Consider the following 21414-nt stretch of genomic DNA (forward strand, 5'->3'; position numbering starts at 1 on the left):
GGTCAGAAGGAGTCGAGGCTGCTGCGCGGTGGTGACGGGGCACCGCTCGTCCCGGTCTCCGGGCCGGGTGTGGAGAGCTTGTCGACTTCGCTGTCGATGTCCACCTGGATGCGCTGCATCTGTTCGAGTACGTCCAGGTCGTGTTCGCTGAAGCCGTCGCGGCTCAGCCGTACGGCCGCCTCCAGCAGCTTCATCACTTCACGGATGCGTACGGCGTCCTCGGTGGCCGCCCGGTGGAACTCGCGGTACGCCGTGGCCGCCGGGCCGCGCCAGCCGGCTTCGATGCGGTCGACGATCGCGTCCATGCGCTTGACCTGCTTGTCGAGGTGGTCCTGCATGTCGCCGAGGTCACCGGCGAGCTTCGTCAGGCCCTTCGACGACACATGCAGATCGGGGCCGCCTGTCTTGCCTGCGCCGTTGTCAGGTGCTCCCACGCCATGTCCCCCATCCCGTCGGCATCTTGAGTCACAACAGACTTGAGGATCTTACGGAAACAACACCGGTACGGGTGCGGGAGCAACAGAGCAGACGACACACTGGGGGCGGAAGGCCGGCGGAAGGCCGGCGGAAGGCCGGCGGAAGGCCGGCTGAAGGCCGGCGGAAGGCCGGCTGAAGGGCCTCAGCCTTCTGTCCTCGCGACACCGATCGGGCAGGACACGGCCGTCCCGGCGAGCCGCTCAGAGTCCGACGGGCACGCGTCGCCCAGCGCCCCTACGAAGCCCTCACGTCGGCTTCCGGCGATCTGGGGCGGTGCAGATCACGATGAACTTGCCCGAGTCGGCGCTGCCCCACCGTGAACGAGGACGCGCCGGCAAGCGCCCGGCAGCTACAACGGCATGTATGACGGTCTTCTTCTGTGCGAAGTGCGGAGTCGAACTCACCCCGGACTTGGTGGAACTGCCCTTCGTGCCGGAGGTCTCGGGCCGTGACAGGGACCGGGACAAGGAGACACGTCTGGCCCCCCTCCGCCGTGCCGCGAGGGCACTATGCCATTGATCCCGAACCCTGGGGCGCACCGTTCACACCGCCGACCGACGAACCTCGGCCGCACCATCCGCGCCAACTGCTCATGCCGCCCGAGCTGACCGACTGGAGCCCGGCCGGCCCGAGGGACACGGTCGTCGTGCATTCCCAAGACGTACCGGCTCTGAGGCCGCTGGAACAGGACGGCCCGCACTGGGGCTGTTGCGGCCCGCTCGGCACCGGGGGCCGCAACATGGCCTGTGGATGCGGCGTCCTCGTCGCCACCCTCGCTGCCGACTGCATGGGCCCGCACGAGCTCCACCTCGATCCCGTACGGGTGTACGCGTTCGATACGAGGGGGTCACAGAGATGAGCGGCCGACCCGTGTTAGCGCCTGTCGCTGAACTGGCGTCGCTCAGGCACCACCCGGGTGGCGGTCCCTTGTGCTGCGATGCCACGAGGCGGTCGTCGCGAGGGCGCAGTCGGGCTCGCCGAGGCGCAGGCGGAGCCTTCCCGGTGGGTGGTCGGCGTAGTCGCGGAGCTGTCGTTCGGCGATGGCGAGTGCCCAGGGGCGGGTGTGCCAGGTCTGTCGCAGGTAGGCGGTGAGGGCCTGGCTGGGCTTGTCGGGGGTGTCGTCGGCGGGCTGCCCGGTGTAGGCGCGGATCACCTGGTCGAGTTCGCCGTAGTGGCGGTCGTGTTCGAGGGGGCCTCAGGGGCACGGTGGTCAGCTTCTACGGGTCGTCTCTACAGGTGGATCGGGAAGGTGGCGTGGACGGTGAAGCCGTAGGGGCAGCTATTGGCTAGTCGTCCTCGAAGCGCCAGAGCACCAGGACGTTCTCATCCGACACCCCGATGAGACAGATGTCGATGGTGGTCCCGGCAAGGGCATTGGCGTGAAAGGACGAGGCCAGGAAGTCGGCCTCGTCACCGTTTTCCGCGTGCCCGTGATTGGTGAAGAAACGTGCGTCATTGCCCACGGCGTTCAGGACGTCCCGCAGACAGGCGTCGCGTTCCGCATCCGGTGTGCGAAGGGATTCCAGAGGGCCGTACAAAAGAGATCCGGCCGAAATCAGCCCGGCCAGATCCAGGGCTTTGGGGGGTGAGACCTCCAGGATGCTGTCTCGCAGCTCCGTGCGGTCGACCTGCCGGAGCACGGGATGCCCCTGGATTGTGTCCATGACGGTGTCATGCCAGTCAGCGCCTTTGCGTGCCACGAGCGCGGCGAAAGACCGACCTTCGTCGAAACGCCCCGGTGCGCAGACGGGCAGGCCCGTCCTCCCCTCCAGCACAGATCCTCCCACGGTGTGCTCACGGCAGCGTCGGCATGGACGTATAGACCACATAGGCCGGGTGAAGGCCATTCTGTTGGATCGGTGAAGACCAGGATGGGTGTTCTGGCCCGCACCGTCGGCGGCTCAGCCCTCGGCGAAGCGAGCCGGCCGTGCGGCGAGCGGCTCGCCGGACGCCGCCGTGGGACAGCCGGCCCTCCCCGCCAGGCCGAACGTCACTGGTCGCCGGAGCGGTGCGGTGTTGTCATGGGTAGGGAGACGGGCGTGGACGAGCGGCCGGGGAAGCCGGGGCTCCGCCCCGTCGCGAAGTGGAGGAGGCCAATGCCATGCTGCGCCGCCGCACGGTCAGTGACGTGATGACCGAGGAGGTCATCACCCTCCGCCCCGACACACCGTTCCACGAGATCGCCGCCCTGCTGGACGCGAACGACATCGCCGCGGCCCCGGTTGTCGACGACGAGGGCGCCCCCATCGGCGTCGTGTCCGCGTCCGACGTGCTGAGGCACGAGACCGGCATGCCCGATGCGCAGGGGCAGGACGGGAATGACGAGCACGCATGGGGCAAGGCCCGGGCCCGGACCGCGGGCGCGCTCATGAGCAGCCCCGTCTTCACGGCCCGTGCGGACTGGACGATCCCCCGGGCCGCGCGGGAACTCCGCAGGCTGCACGTCAAGCAGCTGCCGGTGGTCGGCGACCATGGGCTCCTGACCGGCATCGTCAGCCGCAGCGACCTGCTGGACGCCTTCATCCGCTCCGACTTCGAGATCCGCAGCGAGGTCGAGCGGGACGTCCTGGGGCGCATCCTCGGTCTGGAAAAGGGCACCGTCGCGGTCGAGGTCCGGGACGGCGCCGTTACCCTGCGGGGGCACGTCCCTGAACCGCGTCTCGTCCCGGTGGCCGTGGGCCTGTGCCAGGGCGTCGACGGTGTCGTTGCCGTGGACGCCCACCTTGCGGCCGTCCGGGCGGACTAGTCGTTGGTGACTTCGCGCGCCGGAGCGATGCGGGTCGGTTGTACGCGCCTGCTTGATCGCTCGACGTCCGGGACTCACGGAATTGCCCAAGCAGGTTGAAGAGCCCGGTCACCGCGGCAGCGTCTTGGTCTGCGGCCAGTGACCGGAATCGTGATGCTTTGACCCACGGCAGCACGAGGCGGAGGGCGAGTGCTTCCCAGATGAGGTTGGTGCCATGGCCCGGCTTGCCGGCGGGCCACTCGCGGAAGCCCGCGAGCGCCGTTCGTCCGCTGCCCTCGTGGTAGCCGTTGAGGTAGGCCGCGTAAGACCAAAGGAGCCGTCCAGGCCGTAGGCGCCCGGGCGTCGATGGATGTCCGCCGGCAGATCCGGGAGATCAAGCCGTACCGCCTGATCTCCCGGAAGCGAGTCACTCACTCTTCGGTGAACTTCGCGACACCGATCGGGCAGGACACCCCGTCCCTACGAGGGTGTACCTATGTGACCCATGACGAACTCCACGGGCGCGAGGGGCGCGAGGCGAGCGGCGATCTACTGCCGGATCAGCCAGGACCGGGCGGTACTGGCCTCGGCGTCGCGCGTCAGGAAGAGGACTGCCGGGCACTGTGCACCCGCTTGGGTTGGGACGCCGTAGCCGTCTACCCGGACAACGACGTCAGTGCCTACTCCGGGGCACCACGGCCCAAGTGGCAAGAGCTGCCGGCGGACATCCACATCGAGATCAACGGCCGCGCCATCACCACCGCCCCCAAGATCCCGCCCGCGGTGAGTGACATCCTTAACCACCGCCCGCCGTACCGCGTAGAGAGAGGCGCGCCGTCAACCCCACCCCTCTCGGGTGCCGCTGCTGCGTGGGACCGGAAACCGGCACGGCGGGGCGAATCAGACCCCAATACACCAGCCGTACCGCTCCGTATACTCCGTACCGTCGTTGCAGCAGAATTTGAGTGTCTGGATGAAACCGTAGCAATTCGTTCCCGCGAACCAACACCCGGATTTTGGCGGCGGCGGGCCTTCACCTCTTAGAGTGGATGGATACAACATCACTCTCCGGTTCAGAGCCTCGGCCCGACCTGCACATCCGCCGCAAGGACGCACTCCGAACGCGGTCGTAAGGCGCTTCACTACTTCACCCAGGCCCGTCTCGTTCTTCATGAGTTGAGTCGGAACGGGCGCCCGTAGGGGACTAGTGATCGCAGATTCTGGCATCCGATTCCTCCCTTGCGCATGGACGACCGGTCGGCTCGGGCCTCAGGGTGAACGTCGAGGCAAGAGTCGTGCCGTCTCGGGTGTCTGTGACACGGAGGGTGCGGGTCACGGGAGTTAATTTCTTGGCAGGCCCAATGCCGTGGATCGTGGGTGTGGTTTCTCCAGTGCTCCAAAGATAGGAGAAGGGGCCTTCCGCAAATCCTGTGTTTGCCGATAGCATATATGGCTGACTCAGCTCATCAAGGAATTTCGGGCCATTGATTGAAAGGCTGGCTAGGCCCCCGACAGCCCTGAAGGCGTCTGGCACGCCCCATCCCATCTCAGGGTCGCGGTATCCTTGCGCGGAAGCGTACAAGCGGTCACGGACCTTGTCTCGACTCCACGTCGGATGCTCCGACCAGATGAGCGCCAGAATGCCAGCAATTGTTGCCGTCGCCCCTGAACTACTTCCCAGTCCCAGGTATTGGTCGGGTCCTGCCCCCGCCGTCTCAATGCCGCCCAGCCCCACAACGGCGGCTATATCAACAGACTCGCCGTAGCAGGATTCCCCATAGACGGGAGTGTGCTGCTCAGACGCGCCGGCAACCTGTATGACCTCGTCGAGATACCCAGGATATGCTGTGGCGCCGAAGGGGCACACAGTGGTTCCCGCTGCGCCTACAAACAGCACCGGTCGCAGGTCAGTGCGGTAGTACTCGTAGCGGATGGTGTCGCCGACCAAGTACAGATTTCCCAGAACAACGTGGTTCCCGAAGGCCATAGTGATTATTTGGGCGCCAAGGGTATGGGCCATACGTATTCCGTCGACGACGGAAAGGGCTTCATCGTGACCAACCACCACCGTCGTATGAGAAGCTACATTAATTAGGTTTGACTTCCAGGCGATGCCTTCCATATTGATGCCATCCCGGGGGGCGCCTATGAGTGCCGAGACTCGATTGCCGTGGTCGCAGGTTGTGTATGGGTTGAAGATTGTCGGCGTTGCAATATTAATTACCTGGCGTCCGGAACTCTGCCCCGCCGCGAACTGTGGCATTGTGAGTTGCGTATTGCCCTGGAGAATCCCCGTGTCCACCACGCCGATTGTTACATTTTGACCCGGACCGCCATGCGGGCCACTGGCGATTCGCCGCCATGCTTCTGGGATACGGTGATAAGGAAAGTTCCAGGGCAGAATGTCACCCGAAGAGTCTAGGGTTGAATTGGAGATAGGTGGTGGAGCAGTGCATCCGATCGAGGAGAGTTCAGCGCTGGCGTAGGCAGGTTCCACATAGTCGACCCAAGGCTGGCGACGCAGCCTCTCGAACGTGGCGGGCGAATAAAGAGTAATCTGAACGGCCGGCAGTTCATCCCGTTCTAGCACCGAGACACCGGGCATGTGCGCCAGTTCTGATTCCACGGCATCTCGCTCGGTTGGGGATATAAGGATCCTACCCTTCCAGACTCCTCGGCGGGAACCGGGTGACTTCAGGCCGACGATCACTTCGACCGGCCGCTGACTTTTGTTAGCGGGGCTCAAGAGTGCGCCAAATCTAACCTGCGGTTCGGAGCGGTGAGAGATATCAGCCAATTGCTTCCAAGTGCTCGCCGATGCTTTGCGTGGTGGGATGGAAGGATCGAGGGCGCCGTCCTTCGGGGAACCGTGCATCGAAAGTGGTGCTATCAATAATAATGAGGTGATACCGATTGCAAGTGTCGCGATGTACCTTTTCTTGTGGATCATCTGCGCTCCCCTCAATCAAAGTTAATGTCCTCTTCCAAGGTGTAATACCTTGGCGGCGATCTTGGAATATAGGCCAGGTGGAAGCCGTTTTGCTTGTTGCTAGCGAGGTTCCTGCAGGGGTGTATAGCGTGCGGCGGAAGTATCCTGCATTACGGCATACCCCGCAAGGCTGAAGGTCCCGCGCAGGCGAATGAGGGTTCTGCGACACGAGTGAAGAACCTTCGTTCATGCTGTCGCGTATCTTCCCCTCATGTGAGTGTCACATGGGGTGTGATGCACGGTTCGCATTTGCTCACGTGGTGGAATTTGCATCCGACGCGTCTTGGTGCGAGCGTTAGTGAAGTTCCCAGTGAGGACGACGAGGATAGCCAGTCACGAGACCTCGGCGGTCTCGACGCCGAGTAACTTTCAGAAGGCTGCAGATAGAGATCGTTCGAGCAGCCTTCGGCTTGCTCGTGGTTTAGCCTGGTGCGTTTCTGGTATGCGCGCTGGGTCCTTGGCGCACCGAGAGCGGTCGGCCACAGAGTCGAGACCGCTCCTCGTCCGGCTCTAGCGATATCTTTCCGCGTACCTGGTCTACTGCTAAATCGATAGCAGTCAACAGGACGAGAAGCGTCAGTAGTAGCGCGGGCCGCTCCCTCTCCGCGACGGCGCAACCCACAGCGGCCCAGCGACAGATTGCGATCAGGTGAGCAATTGCAGGACACTGCCGCAATCGTCATCAGGGGGTGGCATGCCCGATTACAGGATCACCGTCCACACTGGGGACGTAGACGGCGCCGGTACAGACGCAAACGTCTACATCACGATCTACGGCAGCAACGGCAGTAGCGACGAACTGCAACTCGACAGCGGAAGGGACGACTTCGAGCGCAACGGCGCAGACATGTTCACACACACTCTGAAAGACCTAGGAGATCTTTACCGGGTTCGCATCCGGCACGATAACTCCGGATCTAGGCCAGGATGGTTCCTGGATCGAATCAGCATCCGTGACGAAGACTCCGACAAGGAATGGTCATTCCCTTGTTCCAGGTGGCTCGCCACTGACGAGGACGACGAGCGAATCGACCGCTATCTCGATCTCTCCTGACGTCGAGTCGTAGCGGCTACTGCGCCGAACCGGCGTTCAAGGTGGGCGGAGCGTTTCTTGGCCTGGAGCTGCTTTGGCGCGAGTGATCACGGCCCCGTAAGCTCCGGCGCGTCGGGCAGTCTGTGAACCTGCCCGGTGAAGCACGACGCTGGGGCCGTGATTTTCGAGGCTCGCGCCAAAGTGGCTGGCTACAATCGCGGAGTCGGCCGCCCCGGCCGGAGGCTGGGCCGCGCGCGGTGAGCGGAGCGAGCCGCCTTGAAAAACTCCGTAGAGAAGGTTGTAACTCGGACATAGTCGAAGCAGGCCCAGACGAACTGGCTCACTGTTGCGAGGGCCACAGCATTGAGCCCCTTTCCTTGTTCAAGGAAAGGGGCTCAGATGGTCATGCCCTGCCGCTATTCAGCATCCGGCGCCGGTGCGACGCCCGTGGGGCAGGATGCCCCCCCCAGTTCGTCTCGGACGGGGTCCTGCTTGACCCCTGTCCCGGAGAGTCTGTGCTGCCATGTGACCCGTGGGCCGGAGCCGGCGAGGTGGAGCAGCCGCAGCCCGTCATCCGCACAGGTGGGCAAGAAGATCGTCTCCGATGGGATAGGGGCGTTCCCGGGGCAGCAGCCCGGCGGCGGAGTCCAGGTCCCCACCACTGACGAGGACCTGGATCTCCTGGGCGAGTGGGGTCACGTCGCGGATGGCGACCGTCCACTCGTCCGCGTAGCGTCCTGCGGCCTCACCGGAGAGGCCGAGTTGCAGCGACCGGTACGGCAGGGGTTGCAGGTGCAGGTCCCGCTCCGGGTCCCACTGCACGCGGGTGGGCGCGCGCTTCAACTGACGCTGCCAGGTGGCGCGGTCGGGGTGGACCTCGCGGGCGTAGCTCGACAGGCAGGAGTGGCGCAGCGCCCACTCGAAGCCGTCGCGGGTGATCTCGACAGCGAGAACGGTCTCCTGCCCTGCCTTTGCACCCCAGCCGCAGCGGTACATCATCCACAGGAACGACGGCTTGATCCACGTCATCCTGTCCCGCTTCCACACGGCGGGGAATCGGCCGTCGCGGACAGCGGGCAGGCCGATATCCGGGGAGTACGCCTGGTAGACGGTGATCGTGGATTCCGAGTGGGCCGCACGGATCCTGCGTTGCGGTTCTTCCATGGCGTACAGCGTGGGGTCGACCGGTTCAGGCGGCCACTGATTTTCGACTGCCGTTCGCCGCGAGAGCTCCGGTCGCAGCACCTTACGGATGGCCGGTGCCACGGCTCTTCGGCACCTACGGCCTACCCGTTCGTGGCTTCCGGAGCGATACCTGCCGGGGGAAGAGGTCCCCGAGTCCGCCTGGTACGGGTGCGCTCCTCGCGGTGGCCGGTGGTCGTCGACCGCAGGGCGGGTCGGGCGGGCTCGGAATCGCCTGGATGCCTCGCGCGTTGGGGACAGTGGGCAGGGATGCCGCGGAGCTGACAGAAATTGGAGGGGCCGTAATGACTGCGCAGACGCAGAGGGCAGTGCTGGCAGGCGGATGCTTCTGGGGGATGGAGGAGCTGATCCGCCGACTCCCGGGCGTGACGGCGACCCGGGTCGGATACACGGGGGGTGACGTGCCCAACGCGACGTACCGCAACCATGGCACGCACGCGGAGGCCATTGAGATCCTTTTCGACCCCGCGAAGACCGACTTCCGTGCGCTCCTGGAGTTCTTCTTCCAGATCCACGACCCGAGCACCAAGAACCGCCAGGGCAATGACATCGGCCTCAGTTACCGCTCGGCGATCTACTACGTGGACGACGAGCAGAAGCGGATCGCCGAGGACACGATCGCGGATGTGGACGCCTCCGGACTGTGGCCCGGCAAGGTCGTCACCGAAGTGGAGCCGGTCGGCCCCTTCTGGGAGGCCGAGCCCGAGCACCAGGACTACCTGCAGCGTTATCCGGACGGTTACACCTGCCACTTCCCGCGCCGGGGATGGCGGCTGCCCACCCGTGCGGATGGCTGACCACGAGGTGGCCGGGAGAAGGTGGAGGCCGCTCGGCCGCGGGTCGTGTCGTGGCACTCTACGTGGGGTTCTCGGTGTAGCCGCCCTGGTAGCCGACCAGCGTGGTTCACACGCCCGCCGGCAGCTGCCAGAACTTGCGCTCCGCGCCCCAGAAGCAGCCGAGGCCGAAGTCGGCGGTCTCCAGGTCCCCGGGGTAGGGGCCGAGCAGCGGATTGCCGAGGACCGTGTGGCGTCCGGGGACCGAGAAGGCCGGCTCCGGGCGGCCGCGCAGAGCCTGCTCGGGGGTCGGCAGCTGGGGCGTACGGCTGTGCAGGAACATGCGGTCTCCAATCGGGGCTCCGCATTCCTCAACGTGTGGGACTGCCGGTGAATTCCGGACCGCGCCCCGGTGGGGCCGCCGGGCTCCGTCAGCCGGGCAGGGTCGCCGGGCTGCCGCCGTTCGCCTCGTAGCCGGCCACCGCCAGGGCGCGGTAGACGGCGAACTCCGCCGCCGGATCCTGGGACAGGGTCCAGGGCAGGGCGCCCACATGGCCGTCGACGTGTATGAGCTGGTTCATGGCCTCCGCCCAGCGCTCGGAGCGGACCAGGAAGAAGACCAGCAGGTGGCGGACGTGCGCCAGCATGGGATCGCCGGGGCGGGCCGAGTGCACCGCGAAGAGCGCGCCGTGGATCGCCCTGGTCACGACCTCGCTCTGGTAGAAGCCGCTGACCAGGTTCACCTCGGGGAGGTGCTCGAAGACCGCGAACAGGGGCATGGCCGCCAGCAGCGAGCCCTGGGGCGCTCGGGCCGCCGCGGCCTGTGCGAACTCCATCGCCAGCTTCCGCGAGCCGTGCCACTTCTCGCACCAGTAGTGCAGCGCCGCCAGATGCGCGCCCATATGGGCCGGCGCGCGGTCGAGGATCTTCAGCCAGAGCTTCTCGAACTCCGGCTGCGAGTAGGCGAGTCCGCGCGCCACCGACAGCTCGACGATGTACGGGACCGGGTCTCCCGGGGCCAGCAGCGCGGCCTGGCCGCACGCCTCCCCGGCCTCCTCCATGATGATCCGGAACTCGTCCGTCCCCGGAGTCGAGGTCCGCCACGCCTGTTGCACCAGGAACTCGGCGTGCACCGCCGCGCCACCCGGGTCCTTGGGTGCCTCGGCGCGCCACACCCTCAGCCACTGGCCGCCCGGCGTCTGGCTGACCCCGCCCGGCCGCTGCTGCAGCTCCAGCGCCGCGGCGCCGGCGAAGGCCTGCACGCGCTGCCAGCGCAGCTCGCCCTCCGTCTCCGTGCCGGCCAGCAGCTGGGAGGCCGCCCGGTAGTCCTGTGTGCGCTGCACCAGGTCCAGGACGTCCAGGAGGTCCTGGTCGGGGCCCGGCATGCGGATGTCGAGGTCCTCCTGCGGCACGAATCCGTAGTTCGCCGGGTCCGCCGCGTCGGGGTGGCCCGGCGGCACCTGCTCGATGACGCCACGCCTGCGCCTGAGGAACGGAAGCAGCACGAAGCCCAGCATGACCAGCGCCATCAGGACCCAGAGAATCTCCATGCCTCAAGCGAACCAGACGGCGCCGACAATTGGCCAACCTGTGCCACGGGCCTGTGGAAAACCCGGCCATTGCCGCGCGCACACCCCTGCGCACATCGCTGCGCACACCCGTGCGCACGCCCATGCCAACCCATGGTTCTTCCGTGCGCACAGCCATGCACATCCACGCGTACTTCCGTGCGTACTTCCGTGCGCGGCGTCGTCCGTGCCCCCGTCCGTCCCCCGCCCGCGAGCCCGTGCGCGACTCCGGCCGCCGCAGTGGACGAGGCCCGTCGTCCCGCACCAGTCCCGTGGGCGCACTACCCTCGGGCCCATGAGTGACAGGCACATCAGTCAGCACTTCGAGACCCTCGCGATCCACGCGGGCAACACCGCCGATCCCCTCACCGGCGCGGTCGTCCCGCCGATCTACCAGGTCTCGACCTACAAGCAGGACGGCGTGGGCGGCCTGCGCGGCGGCTACGAGTACAGCCGCAGCGCCAACCCGACCAGGACCGCCCTGGAAGAGAACCTCGCCGCCCTGGAGGGCGGGCGCCGGGGCCTCGCGTTCGCGTCCGGACTGGCGGCCGAGGACTGCCTGTTGCGTACGCTGCTGAGTCCCGGCGACCACGTCGTCATCCCCAACGACGCCTACGGCGGCACGTTCCGCCTCTTCGCCAAGGTCGTCTCCCGGTGGGGCGTGGAGTGGTCGGTCGCGGACACCAGCGATCCGGCCGCCGTACGGGCCGCTCTCACCCCGAAGACCAAGGTGGTGTGGGTGGAGACCCCCTCCAACCCGCTGCTCGGCGTCACCGACATCGCCGCCGTCGCTCAGGTCGCCCGGGACGCGGGCGCGAAGCTCGTCGTCGACAACACCTTCGCCACGCCGTACCTCCAGCAGCCGCTCGGGCTCGGCGCGGACGTGGTCGTGCACTCGCTGACCAAGTACATGGGCGGCCACTCGGACGTCGTCGGCGGCGCGCTGATCGTCAACGACGCCGGGCTGGGCGACGAGCTGGCGTACCACCAGAACGCCATGGGCGCGGTCGCGGGGCCCTTCGACTCCTGGCTGGTGCTGCGCGGCACCAAGACGCTGGCGGTGCGCATGGACCGGCACAGCGAGAACGCCACGAAGGTCGCCGACATGCTGACCCGGCACGCGCGCGTGACGAGCGTTCTCTACCCGGGCCTGCCCGAGCACCCCGGTCACGAGGTCGCCGCCAAGCAGATGAGGGCCTTCGGCGGCATGGTGTCGTTCCGGGTCGAGGGCGGCGAGGAGGCGGCGGTCGAGGTCTGCAACCGCGCCAAGGTGTTCACGCTCGGCGAGTCCCTCGGCGGCGTCGAGTCCCTGATCGAGCACCCGGGCCGGATGACGCACGCCTCCGCTGCCGGTTCGGCCCTGGAGGTCCCCGGCGACCTGGTCCGGCTGTCCGTGGGCATCGAGAACGTCGACGACCTGCTCGAGGACCTGCAGCAGGCCCTCGGCTAGCGGACGGACGAGGACGGACGACCGGAGAGCGGTTCAGGCCGCGGTCCCGCACGGGGCCGCGGCCTCACCAGCCGGTGACGGGCGGAGTCGTCTGCGACGGCGGCTGCACCCAGGGCTGCACCGTCAGGGCCCACACCGTGAAGGCCACGGCCGCCGCGAACAGCAGCAGCCACAGCGCACGGCGGGCGGCGGTGCGGCGGCGCAGCATGCGTCCCCCGCGGCGCACGACCTCGGCGTACAGCTCCGCCGGCACCTGCGGCGGCCGCTGCTCCAGAATCCGCCGCACGGCCGCCTCGCGCCCGGTCCGGTTCACCGTGCCCGCCTCCCGGCACGCGCCGCAGCCGTCCGCCCCACGCCCCGATCCGCGTTCACCTTCACGACGGCGCCGCCCTTCGGGCCACTCACCGCCGGGGCGGTGCCCTGGGGCGGGCGGGTGAGGACGGTGACCGCTCGGTCGCAGATCACGCGGACGCGTTCCGCGGGCAGGCCGAGCAGCGCGGCCGTCTGTTCCTCGGCGACCCCCTCGTACAACCTGAGGACGAGGATCAGGCGTTCCTGGGGGGTGAGGCCGGCCAGCGTGCCGCGCGGTCCGGGCCGCGGGCGTGTCCGGCCCGGCCCGCCGTGCTGGTGCCATGCACCGTGCTGGTGCCACGCCTCGCGGGCGTAGCGGGTGGCCAGGTGCTGGCGGGCGCGGTCGTACGGGTCCTCGCCGCGCAGCCGGTGCCAGCACACGTACGTGTGCGCGAGGGCGAGGGTCAGAAGGCGCTGCGCGCGCGGGTTGTCGTCCGGGGCCTCCGCGGTGAGCAGGGTGGCGGCATGCAGCAGCCGCCCGGCCGCGCCCGCGACGAACGCCTCGAACTCCCGGGCCCGGCGAGCGTCTTGGGACGCCTGCCGTTCTCGCACCGCGCCTCCCCCTGGGGGCGATCGTGAGCAACCGGTACCCCGTCCGTGTACGGCCCGCAGAACCGCGTACGACGAGGGACCCGGTCTCATATGAGGGCAGGCACGGCCCACCGGTCAAGAGCCGTGCGCCCGGCGCGCCGTCCGCCGGCGCCACCCGCGCCGGCGGACGCTCAGGGCATCACGATGCCGAAGACGACTCCGGCGTCGGCAGGCCCTGTGAGGCCTGGCGGGCGGAGAGCGCTAGGTTGAAACGGGTCAGGAGCGAGCAGAAGGTCTCGCGCTCCTCCGGCGCCCAGTCCTGGGTCAGCTCGGCCATGAGCTGCCGCCGGGAAGAGCGCACCTCCTCAAGCCGCGACAGCCCACGCGGGGACAGCTGCAGCACCACGGCGCGGCCGTCCTCGGGGTGCGAGGTGCGCTTGACGAGCCCGGTGTCGACGAGCGGGGCCACCTGCCGGGTGACGGTGGAGGAGTCGATACCCATGCTCGCGGCGAGCGCCTTGACGCCCATCGGGCCCTCCTTGTCGAGGCGGTTGAGCAGCAGGTACGCGGCGCGGTCCATGGAGTTGCGCACCTGCCCGACGCCGCCGAGCCGGGTCTGTTCGGCACGGCGGGCGAACACCGCCACCTCGTGCTGGAGGGTGTCGAGAAGACCGGTGTCACCGACTGTCGTCATGTCCATCGACATTTCAGGTGTTGTGGGCATGGCCGGGGGCTCACTTCTGAAGGGCTGCTGGGTTGGGGGACAGGGTACGCGGCCGGGGGGCAGGTCGTACCGGCGCTGCACAAACCGGTCTCGGAGGTTGGTCACACCGGCCTCTCGCGCCCGTGAACTGCGAGACTTGTGTCATGAGCTACAGCACGGCCGGCTCCCTGCGCTCCGTCACCCTCGACGACGTGCGCGGTGCCCAGAAGATGCTCTCGGGAGTCGCGCGGGTGACCGCGATGGAGGGCAGCAGGCACCTGTCCCAGCTGGTGGGCGCGCCGGTGCACCTGAAGTGCGAGAACCTCCAGCGGACGGGATCGTTCAAGCTGCGCGGCGCCTATGTGCGGATCGCCGGACTGCTGCCCGAGGAGCGTGCCGCCGGCGTGGTGGCGGCGAGCGCGGGAAACCACGCGCAGGGCGTGGCGCTGGCGTCGTCGCTGCTCGGGGTGCACTCCACGGTGTTCATGCCGAAGGGCGCCCCGCTGCCGAAGATCAGCGCCACCCGGGACTACGGCGCGGACGTGCGCCTGTACGGCCAGGTGGTCGACGAGACGCTGGCCGCCGCCCAGGAGTACGCGGCCGGGACCGGCGCGGTGTTCATCCACCCCTTCGACCACCCCGACATCATCGCGGGGCAGGGCACGGTGGGCCTGGAGATCCTGGAGCAGTGCCCGGAGGTGCGCACGATCGTCGTCGGCATCGGCGGCGGCGGGCTCGCGGCCGGTATCGCGGTCGCGGTGAAGGCGCTGCGGCCGGACGTGCGGATCGTCGGTGTGCAGGCGGAGGGCTCGGCGGCGTACCCGCCGTCGCTGGCGGCCGGGCACCCGGTGGCGATCGAGAACCCGGCGACGATGGCCGACGGCATCAAGGTGGGGCGGCCGGGCGACGTGCCGTTCGCGATCATCAAGGACCTGGTGGACGAGGTGCGCACGGTCAGCGAGGACCAGCTGTCCGCCGCGCTGCTGCTGTGCCTGGAGCGGGCCAAGCTGGTCGTCGAGCCGGCCGGGGCGAGCCCGGTCGCCGCGCTGATGGGCGCACCGGACGAGGTGGAGGGCCCGGTCGTGGCGGTGCTTTCCGGCGGCAACGTCGACCCGGTGCTGCTGCAGCGCGTCCTGCGGCACGGCATGGCCGCGCAGGGCCGCTACCTGGCCGTTCGGCTGCGGCTGACGGACCGGCCGGGCGCGCTCGCCACACTGCTCGGGGTGTTGTCGGCGGTCGATGCCAACGTCCTCGATGTGAGCCACGTACGGACCGACCCGCGGCTCGGGCTCACCGAGGCGGAGGTGGAGCTGCACCTGGAGACGAAGGGGCCCGCACACTGCGTCGAGGTCGGCCAGGCCCTGCGCGAGGCCGGTTACACGGTCATGGACTGAGCCCTGTCGGTGCGCACCCCGGAGGCGGCCACCTCGGGCGGGCTGATCCGGCTGTTCCCGGTGGCCTTCGTCTCCCACGCGTTCGTGGACTCGGGCAACACGACGCCGTGGCTGCGCCACATCGCGGAGTGGAACCCGCGGCATGCAGCTGCCCAGCCGGCCGGCTGACCAGGGCCAATGACGAAGCCCCCGGCGTCCGATGGGCGCCGGGGGCTCTTGTCGAAGGGGCGTGGGTACGGGGCCTCAGCCCACGTACGGCTCCGCCTTGAGGATCTTCACCGAGGCCGTCTTCCCGTTCGGCAGTTCGTAGTCCGCGTCCTCGCCGACCTTGTGCCCGATCACGCCCGAGCCCAGTGGGGACTGCGGCGAGTAGGTCTCGATGTCGGTGCTCGCGTACTCGCGCGAGGCCAGCAGGAAGGTCAGCGTGTCGTCCTCGTCACCGTCGAAGGCGATCGTCACGACCATGCCCGGCGCCACCGTGCCGTCCGCGGAGGCCGGCGCCTCGCCGACCTGGGCGCTCTCGAGGAGCTGGGTCAGCTGGCGCACACGGAGCTCCTGCTTGCCCTGCTCCTCCTTGGCCGCGTGGTACCCGCCGTTCTCGCGCAGGTCGCCCTCCTCGCGCGCGGCCGCGATCTTGGCGGCGATCTCGGTGCGCGCAGGACCAGTAAGGTACTCAAGCTCGTCCTTGAGCTTGTTGTACGCCTCCTGGGTCAGCCAGGTGACGTTCTCGCTGGTCTGGGTCACAGGTGCTCCTCGTCGGTACTGGGAATACAAAGCATCGCCCTACCCAGAAGAATGTTCCCTCTTGGATGGGCGAAACCACGAGCCTAACAATTCAGGGGCGGAAGGGGGAGGACATAAGCCATCAGAATCATGTCAACGCAGGTCAGCGCCTACGTATTCCGGATGACACCAGGCCGTCAGCCGGCGTGGCAGCCCAGCAGCTCCGCCGTGGTGCCCCGGGACGTCGTACGCAGCGTGAGCACCTTGTCGATCCGCGTGGCGTGCTGGTCGAAGCGGAAGTCCGCCCGGCCCACCTCGTCGCCGTTCGCGGCCTGCGAGCGCAGCGTGCAGTAGCCGTGGGCGCCGGCGTCCTTGCGGACCTCCAGATGGACCTGCACCGCGTCGTCCGAGGCCTGGAACGTGATGACCTGCGCGCTGATCTCGTTCTGGCCGACGTAGTGGTAGGCGAAGTAGCCGACGAGGGCGAGCAGGGCCGCACCCAGGACGGCACCCGCGATCTTGAGCTTGTGGTCGGCACGCCCGTCCGGGGAGCGGCCGTAGCGGCCCTCGGGCAGCCGGGTGCTCGCCGTACTCATGATCGTCCTCTCGGCAGGGGCGGGACAGGCGTCCCGCGAGGGGCTCCGGGAGCCGTGCTCCGGAATTATTCGCCCCCCGATTCGGTCACTATAGAAGCCCCCGCCCGCCGCACGAGCGCCGCCCCGGAACGACGTCCCCGCGGGACGGCACCTGTTGAATGCCCGCTGACACCGGGCACCGACTTGACCTTGAGGATTGAGCCTTGACTGACCAGATGCGACTGATGGCCGTGCACGCGCACCCCGACGACGAGTCGAGCAAGGGCGCGGCCACCATGGCCAAGTACGTGTCCGAGGGGGTGGACGTGCTGGTGGTGACCTGCACGGGCGGAGAGCGCGGCTCCATCCTCAACCCCAAGCTGCAGGGCGACAAGTACATCGAGGAGCACATCCACGAGGTACGCAAGAGGGAGATGGACGAGGCCCGGGAGATCCTCGGCGTCAAGCAGGAGTGGCTCGGCTTCGTCGACTCCGGCCTGCCCGAGGGCGACCCGCTGCCGCCGCTGCCCGACGGCTGCTTCGCCCTGGAGGACGTCGACAAGGCGGCCGGCGAGCTGGTGCGCAGGATCCGCTCCTTCCGTCCCCAGGTGATCACCACCTACGACGAGAACGGCGGCTACCCGCACCCCGACCACATCATGACCCACAAGATCTCGATGGTGGCCTTCGAGGGCGCGGCGGACACCGAGAAGTACCCGGAGGAGGAGTACGGCGCGGCGTACCAGCCGCTGAAGCTGTACTACAACCAGGGCTTCAACCGCCCCCGCACCGAGGCGCTGCACAAGGCCCTGCTGGACCGCGGCCTGGAGTCCCCCTACGGCGAGTGGCTCAAGCGCTGGGACGACTCCGGCCACCGGGACCGCACCCTCACCACGCACATCCCCTGCGCCGACTTCTTCGAGATCCGCGACAAGGCCCTGATCGCCCATGCCACGCAGATCGACCCCGACGGTGGGTGGTTCCGCGTGCCGATGGAGGTCCAGAGGGAGGTCTGGCCCACGGAGGAGTACGAGCTCGCGAAGTCCCTCGTGGACACCTCGCTCCCCGAGGACGACCTCTTTGCGGGCGTCCCGCAGCACTGAGGGACAATGCCTGACATGAGCGCAAGCGCGAGCCTGGCAATGACGCACCTGGTCCCTCTCGCCGAGATCGACCAGAACAAGGTCACCCCCGGCGTCCTCGGCTTCATCGTCTTCGCGGCGATGGCCCTGGCGGTGTGGGGCCTGATGAAGTCCATGAGCCGCCACATGGGCAAGGTCGACTTCACGGAGGCCCCGGACGCCGAGGCGGCCCCCTCGGACCAGGGCACCCCGGGTCCCGGCAAGGCCCAGCCCTCCAAGGGCTGACCGGCCCCGCCCACGGGTGGCCGTACGTCGCGCGGGCCGTCGGACCGGCCGGCGCAGGGGCCGTCGGACCGGCCGGGTCCAGGCCGTCTGATCGGCCGCCGTACAGGCCGCCGCCGCCGGACCGACCGCCGTACAGCACGGCTCCGTGACCCACCGCACGAGTGGTCGCGGAGCCGTACTGTGCCGCAGGTACGTCCGGCGCCCCCTGACGGAGATGTACTGACGTTCGGATGTTCGGACGCTCAGGCACCCGGGCACCGAGGCGCTCGGGCACCCGGGCGTCCGGATGTTCAGGCGTCCGGATGTTCAGCCGCGCACCGGCGCGACCTCCACCCCCATCACCTCCCGGGCATGCCGGTCCGGCACCATGCCCAGGCGCCAGCCCTGCCAGCCCGCGTCCAGGTTCACGCCGCGTTCCAGCAGGAGCTGGTAGGCGTCGATGTACTCGTCGAGCTTTCCGTCGCGCAGCGGATGGCTCGCCCGGGAGAGGGCGGACAGCTCTTCCTGGGCCACCGCAGTGCCGACCTCCACGCCGCCGGGAGCCGCGTAGGGCAGCAGGGTGCAGCGCAGGAAGCGGGCCCAGTCCTCGCCCCGGCGGTCACCGTAGGAGGCGAAGAGCGCCAGCGCCTCGTCGCACAGGGCCAGGGCCTGCTGGGTGCGGGCGTTGCCCGCGTCCACCACGGCCAGCTCCAGGCACGTCCACGCCTCCCCATGGGCCACCCCGATGCGCTGGAAGTCCGCGCGGGCGTCGACCAGGAGCTGGCGGGCGAAACCGGAGTTCCTGAGCGAGCCCGTCTGGGCCGCCCGCTGGTCCCGGGTCACCCGGGCCGAGTGGTGACGGGCGCAGGCCAGACCGTAGACGTCCCGCATCCGGGAGAACATCGTGCGGGCGCGCTCCAGCTCGCGGACCGCCTGGTCCAGGTTGCCGGTCTCCTCCAGGGCCTGGCCCAGGTAGTAGAGCGTCCAGGCCTCGCCGCGCGCGTCCTCGTTGTCACGGTGCCTCACGGCCGCCTGACGCAGCTTCTCCACCGCCTCCGACGCGTCACCGGCCACCAGCCGCGCCCGGGCCAGCTGCGTCAGGGCCCATGCCTCGCCGCGGGCGTCCTGGGTGCGGCCGTAACGGTCGAGAGCCTGCCGCAGATCCGCCTCGGCGCCCTCCACGTCGCCCCTGCGCAGCGCGAGCTGGCCCAGCTGGAAGTGGGCCCACGCCTCGCCGTGCAGCGATCCGCCCTCCCGGTGCAGCACCAGGGAGCGCGTCAGCAGATCCAGTGCCTCCCCCAGATGCGCCCGGTCCCGCTCCACCGCCGCCAGCGCGTGCATCGTCCAGGCGCGGTCCGTCGCCAGCTCGGGCACCGACTGCAGCTCCAGGGCCTCCCGGAGCCTGGCCGCCGCCTCCGTCAGGTTGCCCTGGTGGTGCAGCGTGATGCCGAGCGAGTTCAGCGCGCGTGCCGCACCCGCGTCGTGGTGGGCCTCCCGGTACAGGTCGACCACGGACGTCAGCGTGGTGCGCGCCTTGTCCAGCTCGCCCAGCTGCCGGGCCGCGATACCCGTACGCCACTGCACCGAGCGGACCAGCAGACCCTGGTCCACGGCCTGCGTCAGCTCGCTGATCTCACCCAGCCGGTACAGGTCGCCGCGCAGCAGGCAGTAGTCGCACAGGGCGCCCAGCAGATTCAGCACGGCCGCCTGGTTCACGCCCTCCGCATGCCTGAGGGCCGCCGTGATGAAGCTCGACTCGTCGTCCAGCCAGCGCAGTGCCTCGTCCAGGGAGGTGAAGCCGTGCGGACTGAACCGGTCCGAGCGGGTCGAGTTGTTGCCGTCGACCAGCCGCAGCACCGAGTCGGCGAGCTCGGCGTAGTTCACGACCAGCCGTTCCTGTGCCGCCGTCCGCTCGGCCGGGTCCTCCTCGTCCAGCAGCCGGGCGTGGGCGAAGGCACGCACCAGGTCGTGCAGCCGGTAGCGGTTGCCCCTGACGTGGTCGAGCAGACCCGCCTCGGCGAGCGCCACCAGCTGCCGGGTCGCCTCCGCCTCGTCCGTGGCCAGCAGGGCGGCCGCCGCCGCGGTGCCCATCGAGGCACGCCCGGCCAGCGCGAGCCGCCGCAGCAGCCGCCGCGCCTGCTCCGGCTGGTCGGTGTAGCGCAGCCACAGCACCCGCTCCACCGGCTCCACCGGGCCGTACGCCCCCAGATCCGTGGCCAGAGCGCGCGGCGAACGCGGTCCGAGCGAGGAGCCCGCGACGCGCAGCGCCAGCGGCAGCCCACCGCACAACTCACGGATCCGGTCGGCCGACTCGGCGTCGTACGGCCCCGAACCGTCCCGCGCGGCCGCACCCAGCAACTCCTCCGCGCCCGCCGCGTCCAGCGCCTCCACCGGCAGCTGGTACACCCAGGCCGGAAGCTCGGCCGGCAGCTCCAGCGGCTTGCGCGCGGTCACCAGGACCAGGCTGTCGGAGCGCTCGGGGACCAGGGCGCGGACCTGTTCGGGGTCCGAGGCGTCGTCCAGCACGATCGTCACCGCCAGACCCGTCAGATGCTGGTGGTACAGCTCGCTCAGCCGCTTGAGCTGCTGGTCGGGGGAGGAGCGCTCACGGAACAGCAGCTGCTCGCGGGGGGCGCCGAGCCGGTTCAGCAGGTGCAGCAGGGCATCACGGGTGGGCAGTGGCGGCTCCTCCGGGCTGTCACCGCGCAGATCGACCACGACCGCACCCCGGAACTGGTCCTTCAGATCATGGGCCGCGCGCACCGCGAGGGTGCTGCGGCCCGAGCCCGGCGCCCCGTGCAGCACGACGACCGTCGGCCGGGTCTCGGTGCTCGCGCGGGCCGCCTGCACCCACTGCCGGATCCGCGCCATCTCCTGCCGCCGGCCGGCGAACACGCCCACTGGTTCCGGCAGTTGACCGAACGACTGCTCCAGGACGCTGCGTCTGCGGGCCGCCGCGCTCTTGTCCGTGCCCCGCAGCCGGGGCGCCGCCTTCTTCGGGGCGGTGGAGGCGCTGAGCACACGCTGCTGGTCCAGGAACGGGCGGATGCCGCGCACCTCCAGCGCCGTCAGCCACTGCAGGCGCAGCTGCTCGGGACCGCCGGGCTGGCCGACCGCGCCCGCCCGGTGGTGGGCCGCGGGCAGATGGGTGGCGGTCACCTTCACCACGGTGGCCGCCGCGCCGACCACACCGGCGGCGACGCCCGCGCCGACGGCGGTCCCCGCGCCGGTGCCCAGCGCCGCGTCCGCCACCGCGGCGGCGACCCCCGCAACCGCCGCCACCAGCAGGGGGGTTCCGGCGCCCTCCCGCGCGTACCGCTGCGCGAAGCTGAGCTGACCGGCCTCCGCCTCCTCCAGGGCCCGCGCGTAGACCTCGTACTCCTCGGCCGCCGACTGGGCGAGGGTGTCCAGCGCGCCACGCGCCCGGGAGAGCAGCACCCCGCCGTCCACCCGGCCGCCCGAACGGCGCACCTCCTCCTCCACGGCCCGAACCAGCAACCGCTCGGCCTCCGCCCGATGACTGTCCCGCATGTCCCGTCCCCCTCCGGCGTCAACTCCTTCGCATACGAGTGT

18 protein-coding genes and 3 pseudogenes are annotated in these 21414 nt (G+C 69.1%); 8 read left to right on the forward strand and 13 right to left on the reverse strand.

Annotation, left to right across the window (positions count from 1 at the left end; translation table 11 throughout):
- Positions 1-2 precede the first annotated feature (2 nt).
- From ACH4UM_RS02335 to ACH4UM_RS02345, 3 genes and pseudogenes are all read right to left on the reverse strand, one after another.
- On the reverse strand, positions 3-434 hold the full coding sequence (locus tag ACH4UM_RS02335) for a WXG100 family type VII secretion target (protein WP_398172623.1): 432 nt from the start codon (positions 432-434) through the stop codon (positions 3-5).
- Between the two features lie 1001 nt (positions 435-1435).
- Positions 1436-1630: pseudogene (locus ACH4UM_RS02340) on the reverse strand (hypothetical protein); the annotation flags it as partial.
- Between the two features lie 133 nt (positions 1631-1763).
- A complete protein-coding gene (locus tag ACH4UM_RS02345; protein ID WP_398172625.1) occupies positions 1764-2252 on the reverse strand; it encodes a hypothetical protein in 489 nt (162 codons plus the stop codon).
- Positions 2253-2578: 326 nt separating this feature from the next.
- Here ACH4UM_RS02345 and ACH4UM_RS02350 point away from each other — a divergent pair, with 326 nt between their 5' ends.
- Entirely contained in the window at positions 2579-3223 is a 645-nt protein-coding gene (locus tag ACH4UM_RS02350) for a CBS domain-containing protein (RefSeq protein ID WP_398172627.1), read from the forward strand.
- Positions 3224-4406: 1183 nt separating this feature from the next.
- Here the strand turns inward: ACH4UM_RS02350 and ACH4UM_RS02355 are convergent.
- Positions 4407-6152 carry a S8 family peptidase gene (locus tag ACH4UM_RS02355; RefSeq protein ID WP_398172629.1) on the reverse strand — a complete coding sequence of 582 codons (1746 nt, stop codon included), beginning with the start codon at positions 6150-6152 and terminating at the stop codon, positions 4407-4409.
- A 733-nt stretch (positions 6153-6885) separates the two neighbouring features.
- Between ACH4UM_RS02355 and ACH4UM_RS02360 the strand changes: the two genes are divergently transcribed.
- Positions 6886-7245, forward strand: coding sequence for a PLAT/LH2 domain-containing protein (locus ACH4UM_RS02360; RefSeq protein ID WP_398172631.1), 360 nt, complete (start codon positions 6886-6888; stop codon positions 7243-7245).
- A 549-nt stretch (positions 7246-7794) separates the two neighbouring features.
- Here the strand turns inward: ACH4UM_RS02360 and ACH4UM_RS02365 are convergent.
- A complete protein-coding gene (locus tag ACH4UM_RS02365; protein WP_398172633.1) occupies positions 7795-8388 on the reverse strand; it encodes a DUF4291 domain-containing protein in 594 nt (197 codons plus the stop codon).
- A gap of 323 nt (positions 8389-8711) precedes the next feature.
- On the opposite strand from ACH4UM_RS02365, the gene msrA reads away from it, so the two are divergent.
- Positions 8712-9224: a peptide-methionine (S)-S-oxide reductase MsrA gene (msrA, locus tag ACH4UM_RS02370; RefSeq protein WP_398172635.1), complete on the forward strand. Its 513-nt coding sequence runs from the start codon at positions 8712-8714 to the stop codon at positions 9222-9224.
- Between the two features lie 109 nt (positions 9225-9333).
- Here msrA and ACH4UM_RS02375 read toward each other — a convergent pair.
- Together ACH4UM_RS02375 and ACH4UM_RS02380 are read right to left on the reverse strand one after the other, a co-directional pair.
- Positions 9334-9543, reverse strand: a pseudogene (locus tag ACH4UM_RS02375) (peptide-methionine (S)-S-oxide reductase); the annotation flags it as partial.
- A gap of 88 nt (positions 9544-9631) precedes the next feature.
- A complete protein-coding gene (locus ACH4UM_RS02380; protein WP_398172637.1) occupies positions 9632-10750 on the reverse strand; it encodes a hypothetical protein in 1119 nt (372 codons plus the stop codon).
- 313 nt (positions 10751-11063) lie between these two features.
- Here ACH4UM_RS02380 and ACH4UM_RS02385 point away from each other — a divergent pair, with 313 nt between their 5' ends.
- Positions 11064-12218 carry a cystathionine gamma-synthase gene (locus tag ACH4UM_RS02385; RefSeq protein ID WP_398172639.1) on the forward strand — a complete coding sequence of 385 codons (1155 nt, stop codon included), beginning with the start codon at positions 11064-11066 and terminating at the stop codon, positions 12216-12218.
- Between the two features lie 64 nt (positions 12219-12282).
- On the opposite strand, the gene ACH4UM_RS02390 is transcribed toward ACH4UM_RS02385, so the two are convergent.
- From ACH4UM_RS02390 to ACH4UM_RS02400, 3 genes are all read right to left on the reverse strand, one after another.
- Positions 12283-12531 carry a hypothetical protein gene (locus ACH4UM_RS02390; protein WP_398172641.1) on the reverse strand — a complete coding sequence of 83 codons (249 nt, stop codon included), beginning with the start codon at positions 12529-12531 and terminating at the stop codon, positions 12283-12285.
- On the reverse strand, positions 12528-13121 hold the full coding sequence (locus tag ACH4UM_RS02395; RefSeq protein WP_398172643.1) for a sigma factor-like helix-turn-helix DNA-binding protein: 594 nt from the start codon (positions 13119-13121) through the stop codon (positions 12528-12530). The genes ACH4UM_RS02390 and ACH4UM_RS02395 overlap by 4 nt, the downstream gene beginning before the upstream one ends.
- Positions 13122-13299: 178 nt before the next feature.
- The gene (locus ACH4UM_RS02400) at positions 13300-13806 is read right to left on the reverse strand and encodes a MarR family winged helix-turn-helix transcriptional regulator (RefSeq protein WP_398173578.1); all 507 of its coding nucleotides are present in this window, start codon (positions 13804-13806) and stop codon (positions 13300-13302) included.
- 161 nt (positions 13807-13967) lie between these two features.
- Here ACH4UM_RS02400 and ilvA point away from each other — a divergent pair, with 161 nt between their 5' ends.
- The gene (gene ilvA / locus ACH4UM_RS02405) at positions 13968-15197 is read left to right on the forward strand and encodes a threonine ammonia-lyase (protein WP_398172645.1); all 1230 of its coding nucleotides are present in this window, start codon (positions 13968-13970) and stop codon (positions 15195-15197) included.
- A 3-nt stretch (positions 15198-15200) separates the two neighbouring features.
- A pseudogene (locus ACH4UM_RS02410) lies at positions 15201-15353 on the forward strand (ABC transporter permease); the annotation flags it as partial.
- Positions 15354-15440: 87 nt separating this feature from the next.
- Here ACH4UM_RS02410 and greA read toward each other — a convergent pair.
- Positions 15441-15941, reverse strand: coding sequence for a transcription elongation factor GreA (greA, locus tag ACH4UM_RS02415; RefSeq protein WP_398172647.1), 501 nt, complete (start codon positions 15939-15941; stop codon positions 15441-15443).
- Between the two features lie 176 nt (positions 15942-16117).
- A complete protein-coding gene (locus tag ACH4UM_RS02420) occupies positions 16118-16516 on the reverse strand; it encodes a DUF4307 domain-containing protein (protein ID WP_398172649.1) in 399 nt (132 codons plus the stop codon).
- Positions 16517-16740: 224 nt separating this feature from the next.
- On the opposite strand from ACH4UM_RS02420, the gene mca reads away from it, so the two are divergent.
- Positions 16741-17598, forward strand: a complete 858-nt coding sequence (gene mca / locus ACH4UM_RS02425; RefSeq protein WP_398173580.1) for a mycothiol conjugate amidase Mca — start codon at positions 16741-16743, stop codon at positions 17596-17598.
- A 6-nt stretch (positions 17599-17604) separates the two neighbouring features.
- A complete protein-coding gene (locus tag ACH4UM_RS02430) occupies positions 17605-17862 on the forward strand; it encodes a hypothetical protein (protein WP_398172651.1) in 258 nt (85 codons plus the stop codon).
- Between the two features lie 306 nt (positions 17863-18168).
- Here ACH4UM_RS02430 and ACH4UM_RS02435 read toward each other — a convergent pair whose 3' ends face one another.
- Complete coding sequence (locus ACH4UM_RS02435; protein ID WP_398172653.1) at positions 18169-21372, reverse strand: tetratricopeptide repeat protein; 3204 nt, start codon at positions 21370-21372, stop codon at positions 18169-18171.
- Positions 21373-21414: the final 42 nt, after the last annotated feature.

Origin of the sequence: Streptomyces sp. NPDC020801, from assembly GCF_044334385.1 — a bacterium.
Taxonomy (GTDB): domain Bacteria; phylum Actinomycetota; class Actinomycetes; order Streptomycetales; family Streptomycetaceae; genus Streptomyces.